The organism is Romboutsia sp. Marseille-P6047 (assembly GCF_900604535.1).
Taxonomy (GTDB): Bacteria; Bacillota; Clostridia; order Peptostreptococcales; family Peptostreptococcaceae; genus Romboutsia_E.
This window is the reverse complement of the sequence record NZ_UWOT01000004.1, coordinates 202305-215882: the sequence shown is the minus strand read 5'-3', so window position 1 is coordinate 215882 and position 13578 is coordinate 202305. Positions and strand designations below refer to the sequence as shown.

At 29.0% G+C, this 13578-nt stretch carries 12 protein-coding genes and 1 other annotated feature; of the genes, 11 read left to right on the top strand and 1 reads right to left on the bottom strand.

All coding sequences use genetic code 11. The features are described 5' to 3' along the window. Positions 1-39: 39 nt before the first annotated feature. Positions 40-1443 carry an ATP-dependent metallopeptidase FtsH/Yme1/Tma family protein gene (locus EIH23_RS06000; RefSeq protein WP_122639320.1) on the bottom strand — a complete coding sequence of 468 codons (1404 nt, stop codon included), beginning with the start codon at positions 1441-1443 and terminating at the stop codon, positions 40-42. A gap of 459 nt (positions 1444-1902) precedes the next feature. Here EIH23_RS06000 and infC point away from each other — a divergent pair, with 459 nt between their 5' ends. The 11 genes from infC to EIH23_RS05945 all read left to right on the top strand — a co-directional run bounded on the left by infC (position 1903) and on the right by EIH23_RS05945 (position 13565). Further along, on the top strand, positions 1903-2394 hold the full coding sequence (gene infC, locus EIH23_RS05995) for a translation initiation factor IF-3 (protein WP_164488998.1): 492 nt from the start codon (positions 1903-1905) through the stop codon (positions 2392-2394). Between the two features lie 27 nt (positions 2395-2421). After that, complete coding sequence (gene rpmI / locus EIH23_RS05990; RefSeq protein ID WP_122639318.1) at positions 2422-2616, top strand: 50S ribosomal protein L35; 195 nt, start codon at positions 2422-2424, stop codon at positions 2614-2616. Positions 2617-2676: 60 nt separating this feature from the next. Then, positions 2677-3033, top strand: a complete 357-nt coding sequence (gene rplT, locus EIH23_RS05985) for a 50S ribosomal protein L20 (RefSeq protein ID WP_122639317.1) — start codon at positions 2677-2679, stop codon at positions 3031-3033. Between the two features lie 240 nt (positions 3034-3273). Further along, positions 3274-4626 carry a TrkH family potassium uptake protein gene (locus EIH23_RS05980; RefSeq protein WP_442970287.1) on the top strand — a complete coding sequence of 451 codons (1353 nt, stop codon included), beginning with the start codon at positions 3274-3276 and terminating at the stop codon, positions 4624-4626. A 26-nt stretch (positions 4627-4652) separates the two neighbouring features. Continuing rightward, a complete protein-coding gene (locus EIH23_RS05975; RefSeq protein WP_122639315.1) occupies positions 4653-5324 on the top strand; it encodes a potassium channel family protein in 672 nt (223 codons plus the stop codon). Positions 5325-5329: 5 nt separating this feature from the next. Further along, positions 5330-6127 carry a TrmH family RNA methyltransferase gene (locus EIH23_RS05970; protein ID WP_122639314.1) on the top strand — a complete coding sequence of 266 codons (798 nt, stop codon included), beginning with the start codon at positions 5330-5332 and terminating at the stop codon, positions 6125-6127. Between the two features lie 63 nt (positions 6128-6190). Beyond that, positions 6191-6420: a binding site (T-box leader), on the top strand. A 57-nt stretch (positions 6421-6477) separates the two neighbouring features. Next, the gene (gene pheS / locus EIH23_RS05965; RefSeq protein WP_122639313.1) at positions 6478-7497 is read left to right on the top strand and encodes a phenylalanine--tRNA ligase subunit alpha; all 1020 of its coding nucleotides are present in this window, start codon (positions 6478-6480) and stop codon (positions 7495-7497) included. Between the two features lie 16 nt (positions 7498-7513). Beyond that, complete coding sequence (gene pheT, locus EIH23_RS05960; RefSeq protein WP_122639312.1) at positions 7514-9904, top strand: phenylalanine--tRNA ligase subunit beta; 2391 nt, start codon at positions 7514-7516, stop codon at positions 9902-9904. A 24-nt stretch (positions 9905-9928) separates the two neighbouring features. Further along, the gene (gene zapA / locus EIH23_RS05955) at positions 9929-10558 is read left to right on the top strand and encodes a cell division protein ZapA (RefSeq protein WP_243113331.1); all 630 of its coding nucleotides are present in this window, start codon (positions 9929-9931) and stop codon (positions 10556-10558) included. A gap of 195 nt (positions 10559-10753) precedes the next feature. Continuing rightward, entirely contained in the window at positions 10754-13165 is a 2412-nt protein-coding gene (locus tag EIH23_RS05950; protein ID WP_122639311.1) for a DUF3656 domain-containing U32 family peptidase, read from the top strand. Between the two features lie 4 nt (positions 13166-13169). After that, on the top strand, positions 13170-13565 hold the full coding sequence (locus tag EIH23_RS05945; RefSeq protein ID WP_122639310.1) for a hypothetical protein: 396 nt from the start codon (positions 13170-13172) through the stop codon (positions 13563-13565). The last annotated feature ends 13 nt before the right edge of the window (positions 13566-13578 follow it).

Genomic DNA, 13578 nt, shown 5'->3' with positions numbered 1-13578 from the left:
TGATATGTAACACTATATCGGTGGATTTTTTAATTAATATTAATTTACGATTTCTTTTTTTATTAAAGATTGTAATTCTTCATGAGTCATAGTCTCCTTGTCATGAAGATACTTAGAAACTATATGTAAGTCATTTATATTATTGTTTAATAGATCTAGAGTTTCCTTATAACAATCCTGGACTATACTATTTGCTTCTTTTTGAACTTGTTCGGATAAAATTGTTTTGATATTTCCATCAATAGTCATAAATCCTAATTTACTCATTCCATATTCACATACCATTTGGTTTGCTATATCTGTTACTTTTTTCAAATCATCCTTAGCACCTGTGGATTGATGATTAAATATTATTTCTTCTGATGCTTTTCCTGCTAATAGAATTTTTATTTTACTCATTAATTCTTCTTTAGTATAAATATATCTATCCTCATCAGGTAGTTGGAGAACATATCCAAGTGCTTCTCCTCTTGGAACTATTGAAATTTTTTGAATAGGACAAATTCCTAAAATATTGCTGACTATAGCATGACCAGCTTCATGATAAGAAACTATTTCTTTTTCTTTTGCTATTAAAGTAGAATTTTTAGATTCTAATCCTGCAATAACTCTTTCTAAAGCTTTATCAAAATGAAGAGCAGTTATAATAGGGCTATTGTCTCTTACAGCAAATATAGCGGCCTCATTTGCAATATTAGATAAATGAGCACCATTGAAACCATGAGTTTTTTTTGCTAGAAGCTCTAAATCAACAGATGCATCTAAAGGTTTATTATTAGTATGAACTTTTAAAATTTCAAATCTAGTGTGGAAGTTAGGTGATCCTATATGAATATGTCTATCGAATCTTCCTGGTCTAAGTAAGGCTTCATCTAATAAGTCAAGTCTATTTGTAGCTCCAACAACTATTACATTAGAATCTTTATTAAAACCATCCATTTCTACTAAAAGTTGATTTAATGTTTGATCTTTTTCATTATTACTCTCTAAGTGTCTTTTTGCTCCTATGGCGTCTATTTCATCAATGAAAATAATACTTGGTGCTTCTTTTCTAGCTTTTTCAAATAAAGTTCTGACACGTTTTGCACCAACACCTACATATTTTTCAACAAACTCAGAACCTGTTACGTTAAAAAATGATGAATTAGTTTCTCCAGCTACTGCTGATGCAAGAAGTGTTTTTCCGGTACCAGGTGGTCCGTAAAATAAAACACCCTTAGGTATTTTAGCACCCATTTTTTTGTACTTATCTGGGAACTTCATAAAATCCACTATTTCAAACAACTCTTCTTTTACTTCGTCAAGTCCAGCTACGTCTAAAAAAGTGGTTTTAGGTTTTGTACTATTTGTATCTTCGTTTTGCGTATCCTTTTCTATTTTTGTTTGTGCAAATACAGGAACAGGATTATTAAATTTTTTAAAGAAATTATTTAACATTTTCATAGACATACACCTCAGATAATAAAAATTATTAATTTATTTTATATTTTCCATAGTTACTAATATTTATTATTTAAATTTTTCCATAAATAAATTATTTATGTGATATTTTTAAGTATAGCCACAAATTGTATAATAATTACTCAATTAAGCAAAATAATAATATAATATAAATAGTAAGTTATAATAATCATTAAATAAAATTAAAAATAAAAGTTAATATATTCTTGACACAATAAAAAATATGTAGTATATTATATGAAGTAGTTAAGAAAAAACAAAGAAGAAGTCCGCTTCTCACCTTGCAACGCAAGTTCGTAAGGTCAATATAAGTTTAACCTTTATTTATAAAGAGGTTATGATTATTATGACTTATATTAGCGGATGATTTAAATATCATTCGCTTTTTTTAATATATATATAAAATTTTGGAGGTGTCCTACCATTAGCAAAGAATTGTCAATGAATGATCAAATAAGAGATAAGGAAATAAGAGTTATCTCAGAAACTGGAGAGCAACTTGGAATAATGTCATCTAAAGAAGCTCAAATATTAGCAAATAATAAAAATTTAGATTTAGTTAAGATTTCACCAAATGCTAATCCACCAGTTTGCAAAATAATGGATTATGGAAAATATAAATACGAACAAGCGAGAAAAGAAAAAGAAGCAAGAAAAAACCAAAAAACAATAACAGTTAAAGAAATAAGACTTAGACCAGGTATTGAATCTAATGACTTACAAACTAAGGCTAACAATGCTATAAAATTCCTTAAAAAAGGAGATAAAGTTAAAGTTGAACTTAGATTCAGAGGTAGAGAATTAGGACATAAAGATATTGGTAAAGAAGTAATGCTTAAATTTATAGATATAGTAAAAGAGTTTGGAGAACCAACAAAAGCCCCAGCATTCGAGGGGAATAATATGGTTGTAATTATAGATCCAAAAAAATAGATAATTAACTGAGAGGAGGAATTTATCATGCCAAAAATGAAAACTCATAGAGGTGCTGCTAAAAGATTCAAGAAGACTGGAACTGGAAAGTTAAAGAGAGCTAAAGCTTTCAAAAGACATATACTAACTAAGAAAAATGCTAAGACTAAAATGAACTTAAGAAAGTCTGCAATAGTTAGTGAAGGTGATGCTAGAAGAATAGCACAATTATTACCATACTAAGATTTAAAACAAAAGACAAAAAATAGATTAACGTAAAGATTATTAAAGGAGGTCACGACGATGGCAAGAGTTAAAAAAGCTATGAACGCTCGTAAAAAGCATAAAAAAGTATTAAAACTTGCAAAAGGATTTATAGGATCTAGAAGCAAATTATATAGACCAGCAAATACTTTCGTAATGAAAGCATTAAAGAACGCATATATAGGTAGAAAGTTAAAGAAGAGAGACTTCAGAAAACTTTGGATACAAAGAATAAACGCTGCAACTAGAATGCACGGATTATCTTACTCAAGATTCATGAACGGATTAAAATTAGCAGGTGTTGAAGTTAACAGAAAGATGTTATCTGAAATGGCTATACAAGATCCTCAAGGATTCGCTCAATTAGTAGAAGTTGCTAAATCAAAATTAGCTTAATTATACGATAAAACGGTAAACTGATATGAAGTTTACCGTTTTTTTATGTAATTTTTTAAGTTTGAATAGAGAATATTATAAATAAAATGTGTATAATATTATTAAGCAAAATAAATGATAATTAAATCAAATCCTCCTATTATTGTTTTTAGGTTAAATTTGGAATATAATAAAATAATGGTTACTAAAGCGTACTTATATAAGGAGGTCAAGAAATTGAAGTCGTTATTAAAAAGGACTATGGGTTACATAAATAATTTAGATCCTGCTCAGATAATGGTAATGGGATTTGCAGCTGTAATATTATTTGGTGCTTTTTTATTGAACTTACCAATAGCAACTAAAAATGGAGAAAGTATAGGATTTTTAGATGCAGTATTTACAGCTACATCTGCAGTGTGTGTTACAGGACTAATTGTAGTAGATACAGCAACATATTGGAGTCATTTTGGTCAAATAGTAATTATAACATTAATACAAGTAGGTGGACTAGGATTTATGACTATAGCCACTATGTTTGCACTTTTAACAAAGAAGAAAATTAATTTAAGAGAAAGACTACTGATTCAAGAATCTTTAAATCAAAGAGATTTATCAGGTATGGTAAAGTTAACTAGATATGTAATATTGATAACTCTTTTAATAGAAGGTATAGGTGCGATTCTATTATCATTTACTTTTATACCACAATTTGGATTAGGTAGAGGTATTTGGTATAGTATATTTCATGCCATATCAGCATTTTGTAATGCTGGATTTGATTTGATGGGTTCTGTTAGTGGACCATTTACATCTTTAACATCATATGTAGATAATTTTATGATAGTTATGACTATATCTATGCTTATAATACTAGGAGGAATTGGATTCCCAGTAATGCTAGATGTGATAAATACTAAGAAATTATCAAGATTGAATATGCATTCAAAGATTGTTTTAGTAACAACATTAATACTTATTGCTATTGGGACAGTATTTATATTTATTGTAGAATTTAATAATCCTAAAACTCTAGGACCATTAAGTATTTTTGGCAAAGCTTTAGCAGCGTTCTTCCAGTCAGTTACAGCTAGAACAGCTGGATTTAATACAATAGATTTGACCTTAATACAAGAAAGTAGTTTATTTATAATGATAATACTAATGTTCATAGGAGCATCTCCAGCATCAACTGGTGGTGGTATAAAAACTACTACGTTAGCATCTCTAGTTATAACAGTTAAAAGCTTTATATCTGGAAAGGCTGATATAGAAGCTTATGAAAGAAGAATAAGTGCTTCAGTTGTAACTAAGGCTGTAGGAATATTCTTTATAGCCATATCACTTGTAGTACTTGGAACTTTAGCACTATCGCTAACTGATCCAGGATTTACTTTAGTTGAATGTGGATTTGAAATAGTTTCAGCAATAGCTACAGTAGGTTTAAGTACAGGGGGAAGCCCTAATTTAACATCAATGGGTAAAATAGTAGTAATGATAGCTATGTTTATAGGTAGAGTTGGATCTTTAACTATTTTTGTGGCATTATTATCAAGAGGAGCTAAGAAAAAGCCACCAGTTAGATATCCAGAAGGAAAAATAATAGTAGGATAAATTATACATATTGAGAGGATAAAATCATGAAACAATATATAGTTATTGGTTGTGGAAGATTTGGTGCATCTGTAGCTACTACAATGCATCTTTTAGGTCATCAAGTTATGGCTATAGATAAAGGTGAAGAAATAATTCAAAATATATCAGATAAAGTTACTCATGCAGCAATTGTTGATGTGACTGATGAAGCTGCTCTAAGATCCCTAGGACTTGGAAATTTTGATGTTGCTATAGTTGCTATAGGTTCGGATATAAGGGCATCTATAATGGCTACACTTATAGCTAAAGAGATGGGTGTAAAGCAAATTGTATGTAAAGCAAAAGATGAATTACAAGCAAAAGTACTTTATAAAATAGGAGCTGATAGAGTTGTATTTCCAGAGAGAGATATGGGAGTTAGAGTAGCTCACAACTTAGTATCAGATAATATATTAGATCATATAGAGTTAGATCCAGAATATTCTATAGTAGAAATTGTTACTCCAAATAAATGGGTAGGAAAAACATTAATCGAGTTAGATTTAAGAGCTAAGTATGAGATAACAGTTCTTGCTATAAAATCTGGTAAAAGGATAAATGTAACACCTTCTCCTCAAGAAGAATTAAAGGCTGGGAGTATATTAGTTGTAATTGGACAAAATAATAATATAAGTTCTATTGCTTCAGAAAATAAGGACTTGATTAGGAGAAGATAATAATCATGACAGTTATGATAAGCAGTAAAGATAATGAAAAAGTTAAATATACAAAATCGTTGCTAAAAACTAAAAATAGAAATAAAGAAAATAAATTTATAATAGAAGGATATAGAATCTTAACCTTAGCAATAGAATGTAATGCAGATTTAGATTATGTATTTATTAATGAAGATTTTGAAAATAAAAAAGAGCATTCTCAATTTTTAGATGTTCTTAAAAATAAAAATATAAAAATATATAAAGCTACAAATAAGATATTTAATGAATTAGTTGACACAGAAAATACTCAAGGTATTTTAGCTGTTGTAGGTTTTAAAAATAGAGATATAGATAATAATATAGAAGATTCGCATAAATTTGTATTGATTTTAGATAGAATACAAGATCCAGGTAATATGGGAACTATAATTAGAACAGCAGATGCAGCTGGTGTAGATGCAATAATAAATTTAAAAGGATGTGTAGATATATACAATCCAAAAGTTATACGCTCAACTATGGGGTCTATTTTTGATATGAATATAATACAATCAACACAAGAAGAGGCTCTTAGAGTTTTGAAAAATAATAATTTTGAAATTGTATCGAGTTATTTAAATACAGATAATTATTATAACACTGTAAGTTATAATAATAAGGTAGCATTAGTTATAGGAAATGAAGCTAATGGAGTTAATGATGAACTAATAAGTATCTCAGACACATTAGTTAAGATACCGATATATGGAAATGCAGAATCTTTAAATGCAGCTATAAGTTCAGCTATATTAATGTATGAGATAAAGAAATCTTTAGTATAGAATATTGTAAGTATATATATTGATATGTTATAATATTGTATCAGTATATACATAAAATATAATTCAAATACAGTGAAAGAGAAAAGTATTTTAGATTAACTTAGTATAGAGATAAGTACCTTGGCTGGAAGTACTTTCTAAGTATTTAAAAGAAGTTCCCTCTGGAGTTTTAAAGCTGAATTAATAGTAGGCTTTAACGTTAAAACGCGTTAAGTTTATACGAGGTGGTTTAGAATATTAATTTTCTAAGCTACTAGGGTGGTACCGCGAAATTATAACCTTTCGTCCCTAGACAGGGATGAAGGGTTTTTTTTATATTTAAATAAGAAAAATTGAAAGGGTGATAAATAGTGCAAGAAAAATTACTTAATCTAAAAGATATCGCTTTAGGTGAAATACAAGATGCTTCTACTATAGAAGAATTAGAAGGTTTAAGAGTAAAATACTCAGGAAAAAAAGGTCAATTAACTGCTATCATGAAAGAAATGGGTAAATTATCGGCAGAAGAAAGACCTGTTGTAGGTAAAGTAGCTAATATAGTTAGAGAAGCTATTGAAGGTGGGATAAACACTAAAAAAGAAGAAATAAAAGCAATAGAAAAAGAAAAACAATTAGCTAGCGAAGTTATAGATGTTACAATGCCAGGTAAGACATTTACAGTTGGTAAAAAACATCCTATAAGCCAAATAATAGATGAAGTATCAGAAATATTTATGGGACTTGGATTTTCAATAGCGGAAGGTCCTGAAGTTGAGACAATAGAAAATAACTTTGATGCATTAAATGCTCCAAAAGACCATCCATCAAGAGATATGAGTGATACATTCTACATAAATAGTGAATTATTACTTAGAACTCAAACATCTCCAGTTCAAGTTAGAACTATGAAGAGTCAGGATTTACCGATAAAAGTAATATCTCCAGGTAGATGTTTTAGATTTGACTCTCCAGATGCTACACATTCACCAATGTTCCATCAAATAGAAGGATTAGTTGTTGGTAAGAATGTTACAATGGCACAGCTTAAAGGAACTTTAGATAACTTCGTTAAGAAACTATTTGGAGAAGAAACTAAAACTAAGTTTAGACCACATAACTTTCCATTCACAGAGCCAAGTGCAGAGGTTGATGTTACATGCTTTAAGTGTGGTGGAGAAGGATGTGCAATGTGTAAACAAGAAGGATGGATAGAAATATTAGGAGCTGGTATGGTTCATCCAAACGTACTAAGAAATTGTGGAATAGATCCAGAAGTATACAGTGGATTTGCATTCGGTATGGGTGTAGAGAGAATTGGTATGCTTAAATATGAGATAGATGATATAAGATTATTATTTGAAAATGATATGAGATTCTTAAATCAATTTTAATTAGGAGGTAGATAATATGTTAGTATCTTTAAAATGGCTTAGAGATTATGTTGATATAGATATGGACACTAAAGAGTTTGCTGACAAAATGACTATGACAGGAACTAAAGTGGAAAAAGTAGATTTCTTCGGAGAAGAAATAGAAAATGTTGTTGTTGGTAAAATACTAGAAATAACAGAGCATCCAAATGCTGATAAATTAATTGTGACTAAAGTTGATGTAGGAACTGAGGTTATACAAATAGTAACTGGAGCTAAAAATGTATCTGTAGGGGATTTTATACCAGTTGCAAGAATAGGTGCGAAGTTACCTGGTGGAATAAAAATTAAAAAAGGTAAACTAAGAGGAGAGCTTTCAGAAGGTATGATGTGCTCTGCTGAAGAATTAGGAATAGATGAGCATTTTGTAGCTGAACATAAGAAAAATGGAATATACATATTAGATCATGAAGATTCTTATGAATTAGGAAAAGATGTAAAAGAAGTAATGGGAATAAATGATGCTTTAATAGAGTTTGAATTAACATCTAATAGACCTGATTGTAGATCTATGATAGGTATAGCTAGAGAAGCTGCTGTAACTATAAACTCTAAATTAAAGTATCCAGAAATAGTTGTAAAAGAAGAAGGACAAGATATAAACTTTGATATAAAAATAGAAAATGAAGACTTATGTAATAGATATTGTGCAAGAACAGTAAAAAATGTAAAGATAGGTCCATCTCCATATTGGATGCAAAGAAAACTTATAGAAGCTGGTGTTAGACCAATAAATAATATAGTAGATATAACTAACTATGTAATGATAGAACTTGGCCAACCATTACATGCATTTGATTTAAGCAAATTAACTACTGGTAAAATAGTTGTTAAAAATGCTCAAGATGGAGAAAAGTTTACTACTTTAGATGAAGTTGAAAGAACTCTAGATAAAGATATGTTAGTTATAACAGATGGAGAAAAATCTTTAGCACTTGCAGGTGTTATGGGAGGACTTAACTCTGAAATAGATGATAATACTACAGAAGTTTTATTAGAAGGTGCAAGCTTTAAGAGAGAAAATATAAGAGCAACATCTAAAAAATTAGGTCTTAGAACTGAAGCTTCAGGAAGATATGAAAAAGGAATAGATACTAACCTTGCAAAAGAAGCTGTAAATAGAGCTGCTCAATTAATAGAAATGTTAGGTTGTGGAACTGTTGATAAAGGAGTAGTAGATATATATCCAACTAAGCCAGAAGTTAAGAAATTAGTAGTTAATCCACAAAGAATAAATAAATTATTAGGTGTAGAAGTGCCTATGGATCAATTTGTAGGAATATTAGAATCTTTAGAATTTAATTGTAACTTAGTTTCTAGTGAAAAATTAGAAATAGAAGTTCCAAGCTTTAGATTAGATATGGAACAAGAAGCAGATGTATTTGAAGAAATCGCAAGAATATATGGATTTGAAAATATACCTTCAGCACAATTAGAAGGAAATGCTACTGCTGGAGTTAAAACTGCTAAACAAAAGTTCATGGATAATGTAAAAAATACTGCTACATCTATAGGATTAAATGAAATATTAACTTATTCATTTGTAAGTCCAAAAGGAGTAGATAAAATACAACTTCCAGAAAATGATCCAAAGAGAAGCTTTGTAACTCTTATAAATCCATTAGGTGAAGAAACTTCAGTAATGAGAACTACAATGATGCCAAGTATGCTTGATGTTTTATATACAAATATATCTCGTAAAGTAGACAGTGCATGTGCATTTGAATGTGGTCACACATTTACTCCACAAAATGGATTACCTAAGGAACATAATCATGTATGTATAGGAATGTATGGCAAAGATGTAGATTTCTTTGCATTAAAAGGTGCTATAGAGGTTATATGTAAGAGTGTTGGATTTAAAGATTATGAAGTAATACCAGAAAAAGAAAATTCAACATTCCACCCAGGAAGATGTGCAAGATTAGAATATAATGGAATGTATGTAGGTACATTTGGAGAGTTACATCCGAATGTAATAGAAAACTATAGTTTAGGTCAAAGAGTTTACATAGCTGAATTAGACCTTGATGTAATATTTGAAAATAGTAGCAATAATATAGTTTATAGCCCATTACCAAAATTCCCATCTACATCAAGAGATATAGCTTTAATAGTTAAAGATGATGTATATGTAAAAGACATAGAAGATATAATAAAATCTAATGGAGCTGGACTTGTTGAAGCTTATAAATTATTTGATGTATATAAAGGTGCACAAATAGAGGAAGGTCATAAGTCAATAGCGTATTCTATAACATATAGAAGTAAAGAAAAAACATTAACAGATGAAGATGTGGCTAAAGTGCATGACGTAATACTAAAAGAATTAGCAGAAAAATTAAATGCAAATTTAAGATCAAACTAACTCATCTGTATAGGGGGGATTAGTGTGAATAATGTTAATAAAGTAACTGTGAAAATTCAAGGTGTAGAGTATCCAATGGTTGGAGATAAACCTGCACATGAGATGATTAAAGTAGCAAGCTATGTTGATCAAGAAATGACAAAAGTTGTAGAAAGTAACCCTAAATTAAGTACAGTTATGGCTGGAATAGTTACTGCTATAAATATAACAGATCAACTGTTTGAATGTGATAATTATAGTAGTGAATTAGCAAAAGAAAATGATGATTTAAGACGTAGAGTAGATCAAACTGATGAGGGTCTTAAGTTAGAAATAAAAAAATTACAACTTCAATTAGACAGTAGAGATAAAGAAATTACTGAAAAAGTATCTAAAATAGAAAGTTTAAATAAATTAATTGAAGAGAAAAATAAAGCGTTAGAAGCAAAAGAGGCTGAAATAGATAACTTAAGTATTTCAACAGAAGGATCTCAATCAGAAGTAGAAAATTATAAATCAGAAATAGAAGATTTAGAAATGCTACTTAAAGGAGCAGAAGAGAGAGCAAAAATTGCAGAAAGCTTATCATCAGAGTTCCAAAATAAAGCATACAAGCTACAATTAAAGTATACTGAATTAGAAAATGAATTGAAATATTTAAGAGCTATGAGATAGTTAGAAATTAGGGGATGTCTAAAATGAGTTAAATCATTCAAAGGCATCCTCTTTTAATTTAAAAATTTAAAGTAAAGTTTATATGTTTTTAATGTATACTTAAGTGGGTATAAAACTTTATTAGACTTAAAAATTAAAATATAGGAAAATAGAAGATACTATTAATATTATAAATTTCCTTGAAGGAGGATCAAAATGAAAGACATAGAATTACTAGCACCTGTTGGTTCCTTTGAAGCTTTAAAGGCAGCTGTACAAAATGGAGCAAATGCGGTTTATTTAGGAGGAAAAGATTTTAGTGCAAGAGCATCTGCAAATAACTTTGATAGAGATGAATTAAAAGAAGCTGTTAGATATGCACATATAAGAAATGTACAAGTTTTTGTTACTGCAAATACATTAATCAAGCAAGATGAAATTGAAAGCTTTGTAGAGTATGCTAAATTTTTATATGATATAGATGTAGATGCAATAATACTTCAAGATATAGGAATTGCAAAATTAATAAAGAAATTACTACCAGATTTTGAATTACATGCAAGTACACAAATGGTAGCACATTCACTAGAAGATGTTAAATATCTTGAAAATGCAGGATTTGATAGAGTTGTACTAGCTAGAGAATTAACGGTAGAAGAAATAAAAGAAATTTGTGATAATACAAGTGTTGATATAGAGGTATTTGTACATGGAGCATTATGTGTATGCTATTCAGGGCAATGTTTAATGAGTAGTATGCTAGGAAATAGATCTGGAAATAGAGGTAGATGTGCACAACCTTGTAGACAAAAATACGAATTAATTGATATACACACAGGAGAAGTAATAAATAGCAATGGAGATTACTTGTTGAGTCCAAGAGATTTAAGTACAATAGAAGAAATAGATAAGGTAATAGATGCAGGAGTTCACTCTTTAAAAATAGAGGGTAGAATGAAAAGACCAGAATATGTCGCAACAGTTATAAGTAGTTATAGAAAGACTGTAGATAACTATTTAAAAAAACATAAAGTAAATGTTTTAGATGAAACTATTAATGATTTATATACTATTTTTAATAGAAAATTTACAAAAGGTCTTATACTAGGTGAAGTAGGTAAAGGTGTAATGAACCCTGAGATTCCTAATAATCAAGGTTTATACGTAGGAAAAGTTTTAGACTTTAATAAAAAGGCTAAAAGGCTAAGATTAAAGTTAGAAAATACCCTTAAAAAAGGCGATGGTATAAATCTAGGAGGAGGAACTATTGGTAGAATAATAAAAGAGGGTGAAATAACTACAATAGCTCATAAGGGAGATATAATTGAATTAGATTTTGTTGGAGAAGCAAGAAAGCATCAAGTAGTATTTAAAACTTCAGACAGTGAGCTTATGGACAGGGTTCAAAGTACGTTCCAACAAGATAAGGAACTAGTGAAAAGCAATATAGATGCCAAGTTAACTATAAAATTAGGTCAAAAGCCAGTATTAACCTTCATAGATTCAAAAGGAAATAAAGCTTCTATAGAAGGCTATAAAGTTGTAGAAGAAGCTATGAAGGTAGCTTTAAGTAAAGAGAAGGTAGAATCTCAGATTCAAAAGCTTGGAAACACTCCATATCAATTAAATAAAATAAATACAATTCTTGATGAAGGTGTAAGTTTACCAATAAGTATAATTAATCAAATGAGAAGAGATTGTATAGATTTATTAAATGAAGAAAGAGTAAAAGTAAAAGATAGAAAATATAAACATGAAAAAATATCATATAGACCAGTTAAGGTTAGAAAAGATGTAAAACCAAAGCTTAGAGTAAAAGTTAAAAACTTAGAACAATTAAAATCTGCATTAGAATGTGAAATAGATGCAGTTTATTATGAAGATATATTAACTTTAGATAAAGCTTTAGAAATGGGGATTAAGTATAATAAAAAGGTTATATATTCATCCCCTAGAATAATTAGAAATAGAGAATACAAGAGTTTAGAAAAAGCTAATAAATTAAATTTAAATGAAGTACAAGTAGGTACATTAGGTGGAATAGATTACTTTAAAGGTAAGAAATTAAGTATAGATTACTTCTTAAATGCATTCAATAGTGAAACAATAAACCATTTTAAAAATGAAGGTGCGCAATCTCTATGTATATCTCAAGAGCTTAATTTACAAGAGATAAAAGAAACTCTACAATATACTGATATGGAAATTGAAGGTGTAGTATATGGATATGCAACCATGATGGTAACTGAATATTGTCCAATGGGAGTTTTAGTTCGTGATTGTAAAAAAGATAAAAGAGCAGCTAAATGTAATCAAAGTATATATGCATTAAAGAGTTTTAAGGGAGATATGTTCAGAATATCTCAAGATATATTCTGTAGAAGTACAATATATAATTCAAATGTTACTTGCATGTTAGATAATTTAGAAGAGATAATAAAATGTGGAATAGATGTGTTGAGATTAGATTTTACACAAGAAAATGGGCGAATGGTTAGAGATATTATAGAAGCTCATACAGAAGTACTAAATAATAATTATAGGTTGGGAGCAAAGGCAACTAATTTATATAATTATTTAGATTCAAAAGGAACTACATCGGCTCATTACTATAAAGGTGTAGAATAAAGATATGAAAAAAATTATATTAATAACTGGTTTATTACTGTTGATAATAACATTAATATCCACAATAGTATTAAAAAGTATATCATCAAGAGATAATAATACACAGTTTGCAGAGAAAAAAGCTGAAGATTTAAATCCAATATCAAAAGAAAGTGCAATAAAAGTATTAAAATCTGAATTCGGTGATGGTGTAATGAATACAATAGAAGATATAGAGGAAGAAAATGATAATTATATCATAGATGTAAATATTAATTTAGGTGCTTCAGAAGAACATACCCACACAGAAGAAGAGTTATCAACAGAAGAAGTAAGTATATCAGAAGATGGAGAGCATATAATCAACTTAGGTATTCACAAAATTAACAAATACACAGGTGAATTAGTATATAACAATTAAACATAATAAATTA